The sequence below is a fragment of the Streptomyces sp. 5-10 genome, from assembly GCF_014712245.1.
Taxonomy (GTDB): domain Bacteria; phylum Actinomycetota; class Actinomycetes; order Streptomycetales; family Streptomycetaceae; genus Streptomyces; species Streptomyces violaceusniger.
On sequence record NZ_JACVYG010000017.1, the window covers coordinates 95,557 to 112,532 of the forward strand.

At 68.6% G+C, this 16,976-nt stretch carries 15 protein-coding genes and 4 pseudogenes; 10 read left to right on the top strand and 9 right to left on the bottom strand.

The features are described from left to right. Positions 1-27 precede the first annotated feature (27 nt). From IEJ02_RS20635 to IEJ02_RS20645, 3 genes are all read left to right on the top strand, one after another. A complete protein-coding gene (locus IEJ02_RS20635) occupies positions 28-876 on the top strand; it encodes a patatin-like phospholipase family protein (protein ID WP_191066213.1) in 849 nt (282 codons plus the stop codon). Positions 877-999: 123 nt separating this feature from the next. After that, a complete protein-coding gene (locus tag IEJ02_RS20640) occupies positions 1,000-2,484 on the top strand; it encodes an amidase (protein WP_223864142.1) in 1,485 nt (494 codons plus the stop codon). Further along, positions 2,481-3,443, top strand: a complete 963-nt coding sequence (locus tag IEJ02_RS20645) for an amidohydrolase family protein (RefSeq protein WP_191066215.1) — start codon at positions 2,481-2,483, stop codon at positions 3,441-3,443. The genes IEJ02_RS20640 and IEJ02_RS20645 overlap by 4 nt, the downstream gene beginning before the upstream one ends. A gap of 349 nt (positions 3,444-3,792) precedes the next feature. On the opposite strand, the gene IEJ02_RS20650 is transcribed toward IEJ02_RS20645, so the two are convergent. The 4 genes and pseudogenes from IEJ02_RS20650 to IEJ02_RS20665 form a co-directional block, all read right to left on the bottom strand. After that, on the bottom strand, positions 3,793-4,593 hold the full coding sequence (locus IEJ02_RS20650) for a hypothetical protein (RefSeq protein ID WP_191066216.1): 801 nt from the start codon (positions 4,591-4,593) through the stop codon (positions 3,793-3,795). Between the two features lie 356 nt (positions 4,594-4,949). Next, positions 4,950-6,239, bottom strand: coding sequence for an FAD-dependent monooxygenase (locus IEJ02_RS20655; RefSeq protein WP_223864143.1), 1,290 nt, complete (start codon positions 6,237-6,239; stop codon positions 4,950-4,952). 297 nt (positions 6,240-6,536) lie between these two features. Beyond that, positions 6,537-7,024 (bottom strand): annotated as a pseudogene (locus IEJ02_RS20660) (nucleotidyl transferase AbiEii/AbiGii toxin family protein); the annotation flags it as partial. After that, positions 7,021-7,212: pseudogene (locus IEJ02_RS20665) on the bottom strand (hypothetical protein); the annotation flags it as partial. The pseudogenes IEJ02_RS20660 and IEJ02_RS20665, both read right to left, overlap by 4 nt. Before the next feature lie 382 nt (positions 7,213-7,594). Here IEJ02_RS20665 and IEJ02_RS20670 point away from each other — a divergent pair. Next, a complete protein-coding gene (locus IEJ02_RS20670) occupies positions 7,595-8,206 on the top strand; it encodes an RNA polymerase sigma factor (protein ID WP_191066218.1) in 612 nt (203 codons plus the stop codon). Positions 8,207-8,232: 26 nt separating this feature from the next. Further along, positions 8,233-9,116, top strand: a pseudogene (locus tag IEJ02_RS51380) (IS701 family transposase); the annotation flags it as partial. Between the two features lie 385 nt (positions 9,117-9,501). On the opposite strand, the gene IEJ02_RS20680 reads toward IEJ02_RS51380, so the two are convergent. After that, positions 9,502-9,927 (bottom strand): Rid family hydrolase, encoded by a 426-nt coding sequence (locus tag IEJ02_RS20680; RefSeq protein WP_191066219.1) that lies wholly within the window; start codon positions 9,925-9,927, stop codon positions 9,502-9,504. Positions 9,928-9,974: 47 nt separating this feature from the next. Next, positions 9,975-10,649, bottom strand: a complete 675-nt coding sequence (locus IEJ02_RS20685; RefSeq protein ID WP_191066220.1) for an HD domain-containing protein — start codon at positions 10,647-10,649, stop codon at positions 9,975-9,977. A 70-nt stretch (positions 10,650-10,719) separates the two neighbouring features. On the opposite strand from IEJ02_RS20685, the gene IEJ02_RS20690 reads away from it, so the two are divergent. Beyond that, entirely contained in the window at positions 10,720-11,673 is a 954-nt protein-coding gene (locus IEJ02_RS20690; RefSeq protein ID WP_191066221.1) for a GlxA family transcriptional regulator, read from the top strand. A gap of 129 nt (positions 11,674-11,802) precedes the next feature. Here the strand turns inward: IEJ02_RS20690 and IEJ02_RS20695 are convergent, their stop codons facing one another. Continuing rightward, a complete protein-coding gene (locus IEJ02_RS20695) occupies positions 11,803-12,123 on the bottom strand; it encodes an integrase core domain-containing protein (RefSeq protein WP_191066222.1) in 321 nt (106 codons plus the stop codon). Positions 12,124-12,258: 135 nt separating this feature from the next. On the opposite strand from IEJ02_RS20695, the gene IEJ02_RS20700 reads away from it, so the two are divergent. The 3 genes and pseudogenes from IEJ02_RS20700 (at position 12,259) to IEJ02_RS20710 (ending at position 14,284) form a co-directional block, all read left to right on the top strand. Beyond that, positions 12,259-12,633 (top strand): hypothetical protein, encoded by a 375-nt coding sequence (locus IEJ02_RS20700; protein WP_191066223.1) that lies wholly within the window; start codon positions 12,259-12,261, stop codon positions 12,631-12,633. Between the two features lie 263 nt (positions 12,634-12,896). Then, positions 12,897-13,415: pseudogene (locus tag IEJ02_RS20705) on the top strand (IS701 family transposase); the annotation flags it as partial. Positions 13,416-13,585: 170 nt separating this feature from the next. Then, on the top strand, positions 13,586-14,284 hold the full coding sequence (locus IEJ02_RS20710) for an alpha/beta fold hydrolase (protein WP_191066224.1): 699 nt from the start codon (positions 13,586-13,588) through the stop codon (positions 14,282-14,284). Positions 14,285-14,335: 51 nt separating this feature from the next. Here the strand turns inward: IEJ02_RS20710 and IEJ02_RS20715 are convergent. Both IEJ02_RS20715 and IEJ02_RS20720 read right to left on the bottom strand, forming a co-directional pair. Continuing rightward, positions 14,336-15,210, bottom strand: a protein-coding gene (locus IEJ02_RS20715) for an IS5 family transposase (RefSeq protein WP_370467089.1) whose coding sequence is annotated in 2 segments (ribosomal slippage) — positions 14,336-14,733 and positions 14,733-15,210 — 876 coding nt in all. Because the reading frame shifts where the segments join, the coding sequence is not laid out codon by codon here. Positions 15,211-15,322: 112 nt separating this feature from the next. Then, a complete protein-coding gene (locus tag IEJ02_RS20720) occupies positions 15,323-15,955 on the bottom strand; it encodes a TetR/AcrR family transcriptional regulator (RefSeq protein ID WP_191066226.1) in 633 nt (210 codons plus the stop codon). 70 nt (positions 15,956-16,025) lie between these two features. On the opposite strand from IEJ02_RS20720, the gene IEJ02_RS20725 reads away from it, so the two are divergent. Further along, positions 16,026-16,934: an NADP-dependent oxidoreductase gene (locus IEJ02_RS20725; RefSeq protein ID WP_191066227.1), complete on the top strand. Its 909-nt coding sequence runs from the start codon at positions 16,026-16,028 to the stop codon at positions 16,932-16,934. The last annotated feature ends 42 nt before the right edge of the window (positions 16,935-16,976 follow it).

The following is a 16,976-nucleotide window of genomic DNA, read 5'->3' on the forward strand; positions in this document are numbered from 1 at the left end:
ACGATGATTTCCGGAAAGGGTGCTGACATGGCTTCTACGGACACGACCCGCGCACTCGTCCTGGGCGGGGGCGGCGTCACCGGCATGGGATGGGAGATCGGCGTGCTGGCCGGTCTGCTCGATGAGGGCGTCGACCTGCGCGACGCGGACACGGTGATCGGAACGTCCGCCGGCTCGTTCACCGGCACGAACTACACCTCGGGCACGGACTGGGAGGCTCTCTACGCCGACCAGGCCCACGCCAGCGACCACGAGCCGGTCATGCGCACCGATCCCGACGTCTACGCGGGCTGGGCCGAGGCGTTCCGCTCCGGTGCGGGCGATCCCGAGGCCGTGGGGGCAGGATTCGGCCGGGTGGCCCGCAAGTTCGCCCCGGGCGTCGGTACCGGGACCCGGCATGGCGTGGTGCGGGCACGACTGCGAACCGACAAGTGGCCGGCCAACATGCGCGTCGCGGTCACCGACGCCGACACGGGCCGCCTGGAACTGCTGGGCCCGGACTCGGGCGTCTCGATCGAGACCGCCACCGCGGCCAGTGGCGCCGTCCCCGGTATCTGGCCCACCGTCTCGTTCAACGGCCATGAGTGGATCGACGCGGGCATGGTCTCCGCCGCCAATGCCACTCTCGCGGCCGGGCACGACCGCATCGTCGTCCTCGCCCCCATGTACGAGGGTCACGCGGGTATCCCCAGTGCCCAGGAGGACGTCGACCGTCTCAACCAGGATGCGCGCGCTTTTCTGGCCGTCCCTGACGAGGGCAGCCTCGGGGCGATCGGCCCCAACCCCTACGACCCCCGTCGCGCGCAGGCCGCCGCCCAGGCGGGACGTCGCCAGGGCCGTGCCATTGCCGCCTGCGTCAAGGCGCTGTGGGCCTGAATCACCGAGGCCGACCACGTGGTGGCGGCGCCTTCCGTTCGATGCGAATCCGCAGGTGGCGCACGCTGTCGCGCCGTCATGGCCCGTCGTGGTCGCGCACGGTGGGAGAAGGGACGTTTGATCATGCTTGAGCTGCCGCAGGACATAGCCGGACTTCAGGCCCTCTACCGGAGTGGAGGGGTGACCGTGAGCGAGATCGTGGCCGCTCACCTGAAGCGCATCGAGGCCCTGGACCCCCAGCTCAACTCCGTCGTCACTCTCAACCGCGCCGCGATGGACGACGCCGCGCGCCTCGACGCCGGCACGGCACCACGCGGCCCGCTCTTCGGCGTACCCGTGGTGATCAAGGACAACATCGACACCGCGGGGATCGCGACCGCCAGCGGCTCGGCCGCACTCGCCGCCCATGTACCCGCAGCGGACGCGCACCTGGTGGTCCGGCTGCGTGAGGCGGGCGCGGTGATCCTCGCCAAGACGGCGCTGCCGGACTTCGCCATGTCCTGGCACGGTCACTCGTCCCGCTCCGGCGTCACCCGCAACCCCTACGATTTCTCCCGCGATCCCGGCGGCTCCAGCAGCGGCACCGGGGCAGCAGTAGCGGCCGGCCTGGCGATGGCCGGCGTGGGCACCGACACCGGCGGCTCGATCCGCGTCCCGGCCTCCTTCTGCGGCCTGGTCGGAATCCGGCCCACCGTCGGCCTGGTCAGCCGCCACGGCGTCACCGCGCTGGTTCGCGAGCAGGATTCTCCCGGACCGCTGGCCCGCACGGTCGCCGACGCCGCCACCCTCCTCGAGGCGATGACCGGCTGGGATCCCGACGATCCCTTCACCGCCCTGGCCACCCTGCCCCCACACCGTCGAACAGCGCAGGACCCGCTACCGCCCGGGGCCCTCAAGGGGGCCAGGATCGGTGTGCTCCGCCAGGTGTGCGCGACAGCGCCCGGTGACGATCCCGACGTCGCCCGGGTGGTCGAGGAGAGCCTCACCGCGATGCGTGAAGCAGGAGCTTCGCTGATCGATGTCGGGATTCCGCGCCTGTCCGACCTGCTGCACCAGACGTCCATGTACCTGCGCCAGTCCCGCCGCGATATCAACCACTCACTGACACGATCCGGTGCCCCCTTCACCGACATTGCCGAAATCGTCGCCACCGGACGGCTAAGGCCCACCGACGTCCTCCTCCGCGCCGTCGCCAAGAGCCCCGAAGATCCCCACCACGACGGTGCCTACGGCCGCGGCCTTGAACTGCGCACCCGCCTACAGCACCAGATCGCCGGCCTCTTCGCCCAGCACAAGCTGAGCGCCCTGTGCTATCCGAGCGTCAGGATCCCCGCACCCTCCCGCACCGACATCGACGACGGGGCCTTCGACACGAACGCCCCCCACTCGCGGCCCATGCCCACCAACACCCTCTTGGCCGCCCAGGCCGCCTTCCCTGCCGTCACCACCCCCACAGGCTCCACCGGCGGCGGCCTGCCTGTCGGCATGGAACTCCTCGGCCTGCCCCACCGCGACCGCGACCTGATCGCGCTCGCCTCCGACCTGGAACGCATCACCCCGGCCCGTACCTCCCCCACGCCGACCCCCGCCCCTGGAAGCACCGCATGACGCACACCGAACCTGGTCTCATCGACGTTCACGCCCACTTCTCGCTGCCGACCACCCCCACAGCGCGGCGAAGGATCCTGGAGGCGAGCCACGCCAACAACTTCCTCGTGGCCGAACCGTACGAGTGGTGCCTTGACGCCACCCTGGACTTCATGGACGAGACCGGCACCGCCCTGCAGATGCTCAGCAACGTTCCCGCCGGGCACCAGGCCCTGCAAACCTCCAACGACTACGGACTGGAGATCGTCGCCAAGCACCCCTCACGGTTCGGCCTGCTGGCCGCCCTGCCGACCGACGACGCACCGGCCGCACTCCAAGAGACTCGACGCGTGGGTGGTGCCGACGGCTGGGCGGTGACCACCGTCTACAACGGACGCTCGCTGGCCGAGCCTCACCTCGACCCGCTGTGGGAACACCTCGATCGTCAGCACGCCGTGGTCTTCGTTCACCCCAACGCCTACGCCCCCTCCACCGCGGGTCTACCCACACCATTGATCGAAGTCGCTTTCGACACAGGACGCACCATCACCGGCATGCTCTACGCCGGCGTCTTCAACCGATACCCCAACATCACCTTCGTCATCGCCCACGCCGGCGCCACCGTCCCCCTGCTGGCCGGACGCCTCTCACTCCTCGGCGCGGAAGCCTGGGTGCCCAATCCGCACGGTCTGACCACCCAGGACATCCAAACCGCCCTCAGCCGGCTCTGGGTCGACACCGCGGCATCCGCGAGCGACCAGCAAATCGCGGCCGCAGCAACCGTGTTCGGCGACACCCACATCGTCTACGGCTCCGACTGGGGCGTCGCCTGCACCAACACCGCATCGGCCAAACGCAACATCCACGCCCTGCTCACCACCCAGGCCATCACCCCCGACACCCGCGCCGCCATCCCCACCCGCGCGACCAAGCTGTTCCCCGAAGCAGCACGCCGCGCCCAAAGGGCCTGGATGTCATAGGGGTGTGACCCAGATACGGGACAAAGGGGCAATAAGTTGATCTCGAAGCCTTGAGTGCCCGCGGCGTCACCCGTTTGGCTCAGCGTCGTTGGTGGTGGTGTCGACTATCGTCTTGGGGCCTGGGGTGGGGTTGTGACCTCGATCGAACGGACCGCGTATCCGCGGTTGAAGCGGCTGATCACCGCGCATGAGCTGCACTTGTTCTTCGCACCGACTCGCGATGAGTGCAGTGGGCGGCCGGGGCGACGGACGGGAATGAGCATCTGCTCGCCCTGTTGCTGACGCTGAAGTCGTATCAGCAGATGGGTGCTTCCCGGCGCTGGAGGATGTGCCGGAGCAGGTGGTGGAGTTAGGAGGCCGCGGCGAAGAACCGGCCGGCGGACCTGATCAACATCGCGCTGGAGGAGGTCGTGGAGGCCGGGCTGGAGCTGCCGGGGTTCTCCACCTTCGACAAGGTGGCCTCGAAGATCCGCACCGAGGTGAAGCCTCGATCTGCCCGGGCATCCACGACAGCATGAGCCCGCTTCAGCGCACTGAGCTGCTGCGGCTGCTGGAGGAGCGCGACGCGGACGGCACAACGCAGTTCAACCGGCTTAAGAAGCCCGCCAAGGCGCCGAGCTGGTCCCACTTCAAGAACCTGACCGGTGCGTGGAGTGGCTGGAGGGCCTCGGTGACAGCGCGGTGTGGATGGACCGCGTTGCCGCAGGCGAAGATCAACGACTACTTCGCCGGATTGTGTGACGGGCCCGATCGGGCCCAGGGACCGTCTCGCCTCCCCGTCGGCTTGCACGGACCACAGTTCGACCATCGTCCCTCGGGCGTACACAACCGCATACTTGCCGCTTGGGTCCATATGGACCGTCACGGAATCCGCCCCCATACGGAACCCGAGTTCCTTTTCCTCCCGCTGCTCGCGCAGGTCCACCACATGCACATTGGCATCGCCTTCGACCTTGACCAGTACGTGGTCCTTCTTGGGGTACGACCCCACCCAGAAGCCGGAGACAGGTGGGTCTTCCTGCGGGTCGAACGGCTTGGGGCCGTGCTTCGACAGCTTCAGGTCACGCAGATCGACCGTTGACAGAAACGCGGACGTTTCCCGGCGGCGTAGTCCTGACCAGGTACGAGACGAGGCGCTGAGCGGCAGCACTGTCCGTTCTCATCCATCGTGTCAGGGAGCCATGTCGGCGAGCTGCGCACTGACAACTGCCTTGAGACAAGACGGGCGAGCGATCCGGCTGGGATCAATGGGCTTGGACGTCACGGGGTTGATGTCTCAATGGTCTTGTCAGCTCCGGTGAGCGCCGACCAGGCAAGTGACAGAACCACAAAGACCCCACGCGGTGGATTCTCATTGATCTTGTCAGTTTTCCAAGCCAACACCGCCTCATCGGAACGTGGCCTGGCCGCCGAACGGGCGCTCCCACGCGCACCGTGCGGCAGGAGCGGAGGTCGTCCGGCGGTGTCCTACCGAAGCGTGGTCCCTCTCGACACGTTATGTGACACCTACGCCTTGGCCGACGAGGTGATCGGCGATCCGGCCGGGGCTGCGGAGTCCGGCACCCCCGCGTAGTCGGGCAGCTCGACGCCGTTGATCGCGCGCCCGACCAGCTCCGTGAACCATTCGCTGGCGAAATCGGGGCGCGGCTCGGCGTGTGGCCCGGGGACGTCGCGGCTGCGGGCGTTCAACCGGCCGATCTCCTGGTTGGCCTCGACGAACGAGCGCATCCGCGCCTCGTAGCGGGCGAACCCGGCGTCGGGGTTCCATCCGGCAGCGGCCAGCTCTCCGGCCAGCAGGTAGGCACCGACCAGTGCCAGCCCGGTGCCCTGCCCGGACATCGGCGACGAACTGAACGCCGCGTCCCCGAGCAACCCCACCCGTCCACTCGACCAGCGGTCCATCACCACCTGGGCGACCTGGTCGAGGTAGAAGTCCGGAGTGTCGTCCAGGTGCGCGAGGATGTCCGGGGTCAACCAGCCCAGGCCCGCCATCCGCTCCCGCAGCAGGACCTTCTGGGCCGCGACGTCACGGTGGTCGACGTCGAAGTCAGCCGAGGCGAAGTAGAACATGGCCATCGCCCGGGTAGCGTCCTGGATGGGCCGCAGGAGGGCGGAGCGCCCGGACTCCTGATCCTGGTACTCCAGCAGCCAGCGGTCCAGCCCGAACTCGTTGGGCACACTGTAGAAGGCCAGCGCGTGCCCGAGGTGGCGGAGGAACCGCTCATGCGGCCCGAAGACCATCGCTCGCAGCTCCGAGTGCAGCCCGTCTGCCCCGACCACCAAGTCGAAGCGCCGCCGGTTGCCGCCCGCGAAGACCACGTCGACCCCGTCCGCGTCCTGGGCGAGTTCGGCGATGCGGTCGCCGAAGACGTACTCGACGCCGTCGCGGGTGTCGTCGTAGAGCACCTGGGACAGGTCCCCGCGCAGGATCTCGATGTCCGCGATGAACCCGTCGCCACCGTCGTCGTCCACGCGGAAGGTCCCCAGCACCTGCCCGTCCGCGTCCACGGTGTGCGCGCCGGCGGTGTCGGTGCACGCCGCGCGCACCGCCGGGCCCAATCCCATGCGCCCGATGACCTCTCTGGCGACCCCGCGCGCGTCCACCGCCTGCCCGCCGGGACGCAGTTCGGGAGCCCGCTCCACCACGGTCACCTCGGCCCCCCGCCGGCGCAGCCAGTGGGCCAGCGCGGGTCCCGCGATGCTCGCCCCCGCCACCAACACCCTGGGACCGCTCACCCGCGTCCCCTGCCCGCCCGTCCGGATCGCGTGCCCCTGGTCGGTGCCCTCGACGCTCATCACAGCCTCCATGTGCTTCCTCCCGCGCTGGAACGTCCCAGGCACAGGCCCACCGCTGTCGGTGTATCCAGCCGTATCGACCACGGATCCGCACAAAACTCATCGGTCACGGCAGACATTCATGAGAGGTGACGGCGGTCAACACCTGCCTGCTGTGCATCGGGGCCTTCCCAGTCGAAGGCGCTCCGGCCGGGCGAGCGCCACAGCCTTCGTATGCCCTGAAGACGCGGGTGACCCGCGGTTTCCCCAAACGCCAGGGCCATCTCGCCGCCGTCGGCGCGACCGCTTGTCAGTCGTCCGGGCGTGGCGGCGGCCGAGTGCCTCCGGGCCGGCTGTGGTGTGGTGGCGGGAGGCGGCGTGGACGTCGATCAGGTCACGGACGGCTCCGCGGTCCGCCAGAGCTCGCACCTTGGTGCCGATGACATCGTCGAGAGCGAGGACGGGGCCGTACTCGGTAGCCATGGGCGGCCGCCAGAAGGCTTCTTTGAGGACGTCGACCTCGCACTCCTCGCCGCTGACGGGTCCGTGACGACGAGGCGGCCGGAGAGCGGATCGACGCCGATTTCCTGCACCTGCCAGCCGCGCTCGGTCAGCCCAGCGGTGAGGGTGTGGGTGATCTCCGCCATGGGGGCGGGGTTCTCCGTAGCGACGTCGAGATCCTGGCTGAGCCGGTCGACCAGGCCGTGGGCCTGCACGGCGTATCCGCCGGTGATGACCAGCGGGTAGGTGGTACCGATGGCCAGGACGTCGGAGAGAAGCCGGCGGTGCAGGTCGCTGAGGTTCACGCTGCGGCTGCCGGGCGGGCGGCGGCCAGCTCGGGGAACGCGGCTTCCCACACATCTCGGATGGCACCGCTGATCAGCATGCGCAGCACGGGCCACTGGGCGACCAGGAGGTCCCGGTTCAGCAGCGTGATGAGGTCCTCGGGCTGCCCTTCGGCCAGCACGGTGCGGTACATGCTCATCCGCGACTGGCGGACATGCAGACCAGTATGGCGCAGCACTCACGTCATCCCATAGGCCGGCCGACGGCCGCGCAATGGCGTCAGGGGGAGGCCACGGTGTGGTGGGAGGCGGTCACGCCGGGGCGGCTCCTCCGAGTCCGCGCTGCCCAACGCCGCCGTCTGGATCTGCCGCCTGTCATCCAGTCCGAACATGCCCCGCCTGCACCATGCCGAAGCCCCCACGCTCCTCGACGGCTTTTCCCACTCGCCCGCTGCCGCTCTGCCCCGTGCCCCAGGCGCGGGGCAGAGCATTCCCGAAAAGGCCCAGCTCTCCCAGAAGGCCGATCATCGCCCGGCACCGCCGAACGTTTCCCAGGGCTCCTCCGTCCTAGGAGGGACAGGGAGGGAACCCATGACCGGACGCCGCCGCACGCTACGCCGTATCAGGCGCCGCGCCGACGCCGCTGACCCCCACGGATCCGACAGACACACGCCCGACGCCCGTACGCCCGGCAAGACCGAGGTGGATGTCTCGCGCGTGCGCGCGATTTTGGCACTGGGCGGCGTGCCGTGGGGCGACCTCGATGACGGGGTGCAGGAGGTACGGCTGAGGCTGCTGGAACAACACGCCGACCCGGACCGCGCGGCGGTCCGCGACACCTCCGCGTGGAGCAGCGTCGTCGCGACCCGTGTCGCCGCGGACTGGCACCGGGCCGGTGCGCGCGACGACGGGCTGCGTGCCCGCCTCGCCGCCCGCTGGGCGCAGCAGCCGGTCGCGGAACACACCAAAGAGGACCGCACGCTGGCCCTCGCGACGGCCGATGGACTTGGCTCCCTGCCCCCTCACCAGCGTCAGATACTGACATCGCGTTACTACGCCGATCTTCCGGTACGTGACATCGCCCGGCTGCTCGACATCCCCGAAGGCACGGTCAAGAGCCGCCTGCACACGGCCGTGGCCGCACTGCGCACCCGGCTGAGCGAGACGGAGGTGATCCACGGTGACCGAACCGACCGAGACTGAGGAGACCAGGCTCCTACGGGCGTTCGCAGGTCGACGATTCCGGGGACCGCAAGGACGGCACGGCCACCGCGCATGTGGGCCGGCAGTGGCTGGGCCGACTGGGCAAGGCGGACAACGGCATCGTCAGGGTGACCACGGTGTGGACCGACGGCCGCGTGTACTACCCGCTGCACGCACAGCCCTACACGCCCGCCCATCACTTCGCCCGCCGCCGGTCCGATCCGGCCTTCCGTACCAAGCCGCAACTGGCCGCTGCCCTCGCGGCCCGGGGGAAGGAGATGGGCTTCGGCTGCCGGGCCGTCGTCGGCGACTGCGCCTACTCCGTCAGCGACGACTGGTACCTCGCTCTGCGGGAGGCCTAGCTGGCCTACGTGGTAGCCCTCAAACCCCGCAAGGCACCTGGGCGCCAGCCGACCAGCCGCACACCCCCATCGACGCCGCACACGTCCTCACCTGGAGGGATGCCGGCCATCCCGGCGACTGGACGCCTGTGCAGCGTCATTTTCCGCGACGGGCACACCGAGACCTGGTGGGCCGCCGACGCCCGCCTCAGCGGCTACGGCCCCGACGCACCGTGCCGCCTGATCGTGGCCACTACCGACCCGGCCACCCTGCCACCGAAGGCCACCTGGTACCTGACGACCAACCTGCCCCACCCAGGGCGCCCCACGCCGCCACGGGTCCTCACCCGCCCGCCGACCTCGCCGAAATCGTCCGTCTCTACGGATTACGGCCGTGGATCGAGCAGAGCTACAAGCAGATCAAGGACGAACTCGGCTGGGCCGACTTCCAAGTCAGGTCCGACCGTGCCATCCGTCGGCACCAGACGCTGGTCAACTGTGCCTTCTCCTTCTGCTGGGAGCAGTGGTTCGCCCCACCCGGACTCGTGGACGCCTCCGCGCCGGACCCGGCGGTAGAGATCAATGCCGTGGCCAGTGGGAGCCCGCCAAGGGGCCGAGTTGGTCGCACTTCAAGAACTTGATCCGACGCATGGGGTGGCGGACGGCCTCGGCGACAGCGCGGGTATGCATGGCCGGCGTCGCCGTGCGGAAGATCAGCGACTTCGCGCGGGAGGCGGATACGAAGGACGCCCCGACGCATCGGGACTACGCGGTGCGGGAACTGCCACCTGCGGACAGCTCCCTACCTACGCCAGCCACGCAAGTCGGCTGCGGCACCCCTGGGGCTGTACGCCTGCACGGGCCTCTGCGATTCCTGATGGATCCTGGATCGCAAACCTCGCAACCGTCAGTCGTGGGGCTCCTGGGCCCGGGAGCGGGCCCAGAAGCGGCGGCCTATCGGGATGCGTCGCCGGGGTAGGCGGCGGTCGCACGGATTTCGACGAGGAGTCCCGGGCTGGCGAGGCCGCTCACCCCGATGATCGTCCAGGTCGGGTAGGGCGCTTGGACCAGGCGCTGTTTGGCCTCGACAAAGCCGGGCAGGTGCTGGCGGATGTCGACGTGGTAGCTGGTGACGTCGACGAGGGCGGACAGGTCGAGGTTCTCCAGTCGAAGGATCTCTTCGATCTTCCGGATGGCGATCTCGGTCTGATCTTCGATGGTGTCCGGGATGGTGCCGTCGGCGCGGCGACCGATCGTTCCGGCGATGAACAGGAGGCCGTGTGCGCGGACCGCGGCGGAATAGCCGAAGCTTGCGAAGGCGCTGGTGGTTTGCCCGAAGACTGCGTTGCCCTCGGGGACCTCGACGGGGTGGACGGTCATTGCGGTGGTTCCTTTTCTTTGTTGACGGGGCCGTGGGGGCCGTGGGGTCAGTTGCCCCAGCGGGATGAATGGCAGGCGTGCTCCATCCGGGTCCGGCCGAAGGTCTGGCGTTCTTGGAGGAATTCGCCGGGGATCGAGTACCGGGGTGCGTTCTTCGGGTTCTTCGCGGCCTGCGTGACGATCGCGTCGGTGAGTGAGCGGATCATGTCCAGCCGTGGGTAGGCGGTGTGTACGGCGTCGGCCTGCTCATCGGTGAGGGCGTCGACGTGGTCGGCGCCCAGTGGGCCGCCGAAGTCGAGGGCGAGGCCTTCGCGGACGAGCACGCACAGTGTGCCGCAGCGTTCCGCGATGCCCGGGGAGGTGTGCAGGGCGATGGCCTGCCAGACCTGGTCGGCGTCGGACGCGGGCACTCCGCGGTCGATGAGGAACGCGGCGGCCCGGTCGGCGCCTTCGACCTCGAACCGCTGGCTGTGCGGGCCGTCCGACGCCACGCCGAGGTCGTGCATCGCGCACGCGGCGAACAGCAGGTCGTCGTGGTAGTCCTGGCCGACGGCCAGGCCGAGGCGGCTGGCCACCAGCCGGGCGAACAGGTAGGTGCGGATGCTGTGGTTGAACACGGACGGCGTTTCCACCGGCCGGATGAGATCCACGACGGCATCGGCAAGCGGTGTGCCGGGCAACGTGATCAGGTCGGCGGTCGCCTCGCGGGTAGGTCCGGTCATGTCTTCAGCCTCGCCGCGACCACCTGACCTGGCGAGAGGCAAAATTTCCTCACTTCGCTAGGATCTTGCCATGACAGTGCATCGAGTCGCGGTCCTGGCGCTGGACGGGGTCACCCCGCTCGACCTGGCGATCCCGACGCAGATCTTCACCACCCGGCCGGAAACCCCCTACGAGATGACCCTGTGCGCGCTGGACGCGAAGGTGACCACCACCGCGGGATTCGCCCTGGTCGCGGACGGCGGGCTGGAGCAGGTGCCCGGCGCCGACACCGTGATCGTGCCGGGATTCGAACCGATCCACCAGCTGCCGGACGCCGTGCTCGGCACGCTGGCCGAGGCTCGCGACCGAGGCAAACGTGTGGTGTCGATCTGCACGGGCGCCTTCGCACTGGCCGCGGCGGGCGTGCTGGACGGGCTGCACGCCACGACCCACTGGAAGCACATCGACGAGTTCGAACGGGGCTTCCCGGCCGTCACGGTCGACCGCGACGTCCTCTACGTCGACGAGGGGGAGGTGCTCACGTCGGCCGGGGTGTGCTGCGGCATCGACCTGTGTCTCCACCTCGTGCGCCGCGACCTGGGGGCGGTGGTGGCGAACGAGATCGCCCGCGGTCTGGTGGCCGCCCCGCACCGGGACGGTGGGCAGGCCCAGTACGTGCCGGCTCCCGTCGCGGTGGCGGGTGAGGCGTCGCTGTCCGCTACCCGGGGATGGGCCCTGGACCGGCTCGGCGAGCCACTCGCGCTGCGTGTGCTCGCCCGGCACGCGGGTCTCTCGCAGCGCACCTTCATGCGCCGGTTCACCGAGGAGACAGGCACGACCCCGTTGCAGTGGTTGCTCAACGCCCGCCTCGGTAGGGTGCGGGAACTGCTGGAGACCACGGACCACTCGGTGGATCGGGTGGCGCGGGACTGCGGGCTGGGCACTGCCGCCAACCTGCGGCTGCACTTCCGGCGCGCACTGGGCACCACCCCCACCGCCTACCGCCGCACCTTCGGGCGCCCGACGTCGCCCGGTCCGGCCTGATCACCAGCAGACCCGCGCTCGGACTGAATGCCGACGCGGTGCAGGCCGATCGCCTCGGCGTGCGGGTCGTTGGAGGAGACGAGCAGGACCTGCTCGGCACTGTGGGTGCCGATAAATCATCCGCACAGCTCAGGCTGCTCGCTGGTACTCGTGGAGGGTTCCGCCGAGTCGGTCTCGTCTGCGGACTTCCAGGTGGGTGAGCCGGGCTCGTTGCGTGATGGATGTGGGTAGCGCGTGACAGGGAGCGGCTTGTTCCAGGGCTCTGTGCGGGCGGTGTTCGTTGTAGATGGATTCGTACTCGTGCAGTGCGTGGAGGAGGTTGCTCTGGTTCCAGGTCAGGGTCCAGTCCAGGAGTTCGGTGCGGCAGGTCTGTATCCGGCGATCCATGAGGGAGTCCATCCGTGGTATCCGAATGCCGGTGGTGACAAGCTTCAGGCCGGCATCGGACATCAGGGCGTCGAAGGCGGCGGACCCGCTGGGAGATCCGCGACGACATCCACGAAGCCTAATTCGTTCTCAGCGGCCCACACAGAGCGGTTGTCGCTCCAGCGGGCTGTTCGAGTACGGGACTGCGATAGTCGCCCCATGGCGATGTACGACGGTGCGCGGGTTGAAATCTACGACGAGGTCTGGGGCGAGGGTGACAAACCGGAGACGGAGCTCAACCGCACCGTCTCGGTCTGGGGGCGCGCCGCCTCCGGCGCATGGCTGACTCGGGAAGATGCGCAATGCCCGCTGGTCGAGGAGGACATCGAGGTCCTGATAGAGAACGATGGCTACCTGTTCCTCAGCCTGGAAGGCATAGAACAACTAGTCGAACAGGTCTCCGTTGCCTTCCCTGGCGCCGACGTCCGCTACTACGCCGACGACGGGGCCGAAGAAGATGGAGAACTCGACGTCACAGGCGTGGCGCCAGTCTTCGAGGTCGAATACTCGATGGACTTGCTCATGGATGATTAATGCTGCCTCTCCTGGAGGACCAGTTGGCCGTCCAGCCGCTTGCGGCCCGGATGACGCGCACGGCGCTCAACCTTCGACAGCAGGGGGCTCGATCACCGCCCACGTCACTGACCTCCCACGGCTTCTGTCACGCCACCCAGCCCCACCACCGATCAACTGTTACCGGTCGGATCCCCAGCGCGCTCTCGACCATTCTGTTAGAGGTTCTTAGTAGGACTCCGTTAGGTCTTCCGGTTGGGCCTGTTTCTGGGCATGTTGGGTGGATGGACGCACATGAAGTGAATCGTGTCCGGGCGAAGTTGGCGTTATACGTGGCTGACGTGTTCGCGTCGGTGCCGCGCAAGGACCAGCGGGCCAAAGGTGACTGCTACCTGCGGGGACTGATGTTGGACGGCCGCCGCAAGTCGATCCAGGCCATGGCCGCTCGGCTGCCGGACGGCAACGAGCAGAACCTGCAGCAGTTCGTGAACCAGTCCACCTGGAACCCGGTGCCGGTGCAGCGGCGCATCTGCGAACGCATGCTGCCACTGGTCAACCCGACGGCCTGGGTGATCGACGACGTGTCGCTGCCCAAGGACGGAAGAATGTCGGCCGCCGTGGCTCCGCAGTACTGCGGAGCCCTGGACAAACGCGCCAACTGCCAGGTCGCGGTCAGCGTCCACGCCGCCAGTGACACGGCCTCCTGTCCGCTGCAGTGGCGGCTGTTCCTGCCTCGGGAATGGGAAGCGGACGGCGGCCGCAGGACTGCCTCGCGCGTCCCGCCCGAGGCCGGGCACCGCAAGAACAAGACATCTTGAGGTGCTGGACCGGCATCTGCACCACCTGCCACCAACCCCTGCCCAGCAAGACACACACAACACCAAGATCGAGCGAGACCTAACGGAGTCCTATTACGGCGTGTGTCGAAAGTATTCCTGGAGTGGCTGTTGGGTCGCTTCGCTATGGTGCGGCCATGGCGAACTACGTGCTGGTTGCAGGTGCGCGGCTCGGATCGTGGGCGTGGGATGAGGTGGTGCCGCATCTGAAAGCGGTCGGCCACGGCGTCTACCCGCTGACGCTGTCCGGTCTCGCCGAGAAGCACGGTGTGCCGGCCGGGCAGCAGACCCACGTTCAGGACATCGTTGACGAAGTCGAGCGTCAGGATCTGCGCGACGTCGTCCTGGTAGGTCACAGTTACTCGGGCATCCCAGTCGGTCAGGCCGCCGAGCGGGTCGGCGACCGGCTGGCGGGCGTGGTCTTCGTCGACTCCAGTGTTCCGGCCGATGGCGAACCGTTCGTCTCCTCCTGGCCGGACGGCGGGGTGATGGTGAGGGCATCGATCGCCGAGAACGGGGGACTTTGGCCGGTCGCGCCTGCGGCCCACTTCGAGGGCCACGGTCTCACCGATGAGCAGATCGCACGGATCGTTCGCGGCTCGACGCCGCACCCGGGCGCCACGCTGACCGAACCCGCCGTGCTGGAACGGCCGCTCAGCGACCTCCCGGCGACGTACATCAAGTGCACGCTCGGTGACCCCGAGCCGAGCAACGACGCGGCAAAGCTGCTGGTCACCGAGCACTGGCGACTGATCGAGATGGACACCGGCCACTGGCCGATGTTCTCCCAGCCGCGCGAACTGGCGCAGATCCTCCTCGGCACAGTCGGGGAGTGACCGCAGTTCCACGCTTGCGGACTCTTTGTCGGCGTGTATCACGAGCGCTGGTCACAGCCATTCGTTGATGGCCGCGACGAGGGCGGTTACCTCGTAGCGGACCGCCAGCTTGTCGTATCGCGTGGCGACGGCTCGGTGCCTTTTAAGGCGGTTGATGCCGCACTCGACCGCGTGGCGCTCGCGGTGGTCAACCGGGTCGAAACGTGGCGGCCGACCGCCACGGGAGCCGAGCTTCCTGCGGTTACGGGCCTGGTCGACCTTGTCGGGGATGGTGCAGCGGATCCCCCGGCGGCGCAGGGAGGAGCGGTTCCTGCGCGAGGCGTACGCCTTGTCAGCGCGCACTCGATTGGGACGGACGCGCGGCCGACCCGCCCCGATGCGGGGCACGCGGACCTTCTTGAGCACCGGTTCGAACTGCGGCGAGTCCCCACGCTGCCCTGCCGTCACCACATCGACATGGGCTTCTGACCCTGCTCGACAGCCAGGTGCAGCTTGGTGGTGAACCCACCGCGCGAGCGTCCCAGGCCGTGATCACCGGGCTCGGTGAAGACACCGCCCGGCGGTTCCTTCTGCAGGTCACCCTGCTTCCGGGCTCCGGCAGCATGCTGGTGGGCTCGGCACACAGTGGAATCGACGCTCAGGTCCCACGTGATCGCACCCCTCGCGTCGGCCAGGGACTGGAGGCAGGTGAGAACCCTGTGCCAGGTGCCGTCCCGCTGCCATCGGCGGAACAGGTCGTAGATCCGGCCCCACGGCCCGTACTCGACGGGTACGTCCCTCCACGGAACCCCTGTCCGAACCCGGAACCGTATGCCGTCGATCAGCTGCCGTCGGGGCCAGACGGGCGGCCGCCCCGCCTTCGTCCCCTTCGGCAACAACGGCTCCAACACCGCCCACTGTTCGTCCGTGAGATCCCCCCGCGCCATGAACCGTGATCATTCACAGCTCAAGATCCACTTTCGATACACGGCCTAGCAGGGGACAGTATGTGCGCAGCGTCAGTGTCTTGCGGATTCCGTGGCGCAGGCAGGCCGGCGCTCAGCGAGTTGTGGCGGCGCGACTGTTCTGTGCCGTGCCTGACGTCGCAGTGGCTTGTGGCTCTCGGGCCGGGCCGGTGACGGCCCAGGCGGCCTCGATCATGTGGAAGATCTCGTCGAGGGTGGCCTGCGGGTCGGCTGCCTCGCGGGCCAGTGAGTAGGCGTCGATCACGAACCGCGCGGTCGCGCGGCAGGCCGTGGCGCTTCGTTCGAGATCAGGGTCGGCGGCGATGGCTGCGGCCAGGGACTCGGCGTGGCGCAGCCTGACGGATGCTTCGTAGTCGCGCAGGGCTGGTGTCTCACCGATCATCTGCCAGACGGGAGCGGCTGCGCAGTGCCGTACGAGGAGCTCGATCTGGCGGCGCAGGGCCGGGATGAGCGGCTCGTGCGGTGCGCGGTCGGTGACGGTCCGGGTGAGTTGCTGTTCGAAGTCCTCGTCCTGCGCGAACACCAGCGCTTCCTTGCAGGGGAAATGGGCGAACAGCGTGGTGACGGCGACGTCGGCTTCGGCGGCGATGTCGCGGATGCCGACCGCGTCGTACCCGCGTTCGAGGAACAGTCGCCGGGCGGTGTCGGCGATGGCCCGGCGGGTCGCGGCTTTTTTGCGTTCGCGGCGGCTGGTCGGCGTGGTCATGACCTGATACTAACAGGTCTGATACCGAAACTGTTGCGAAACGCTAGTCGTTAGGGTTACGGTCGAAGGCATGAAGAGGGTTAGCTTTGCCGAGTTCGGCGGTCCCGATGTGCTGCAGGTCGTCGATGTCGAGGAGCCGCACGCCGGCCCCGGTCAGATACGCATCGCCGTCCGGGCGGCGGGGGTCAACGCCGTGGACTGGCGTATCCGTGAAGGCCAGTTCCAGAGGACTGCTACGGCGTCGCACGGGGCGATCGACTTGCCCGCCGGAGTCGGCCAGGACGCGGCCGGAATTGTGGACGAGGTCGGCGAGGGCGTCGACGATGTTGAGGTCGGCGACGGCGTGTTCGGCCGCGGCTGGAGCACCTACGCCGAACACGCCGTGCTGTTCGCCTGGGCCCGCATACCCGAGGGCCTGACGTTCGAGGAGGCCGCCGGATACCCGTCGGTGGTGGAGACCGCGCTGCGCATTGTGCGCGAGGTGGGAGTGCAGCCCGGGCAGACACTGCTGGTCAGCGGCGCGTCCGGCGGAGTGGGCTCGGCCGTGTTGCAGATCGCGCGCGACCGCGGCATTACCGTGATCGGCACGGCTGGCAGCGCCAACCAGGACTACCTGCAAAGTCTGGGCGCCCTCGCCACCACCTACGACGAGGGCTGGGTCCAGCGGGTGCGCGAACTCGGCACTGTCGACGCCGCTCTCGATCTGGCCGGCTCCGGCGTCATCCCCGAATTGGTCGAGTTGACCGGCGATCCACACAAGGTGATCACCATCGCCGACCTCGACGCGCCGAAGTACGGCGTCCGGTTCTCCGGCGTCGGCGGCCCCATGCCCGAAGCTCTGGCCGAGGCCGCCGACCTGATTGCGCGGGGCAAGCTTCGCACCCCGGTCGAAAAGGTCTATTCGCTCAACGAGGCCGCGGCAGCCCACGCCGACAGCCAAGCCGGACACTCCCGCGGACGCCGAGTGATCGTCGTCTGAGCTCCTTGACGGCGCAGCGTGCGACCTCGCACGCACGCTGCG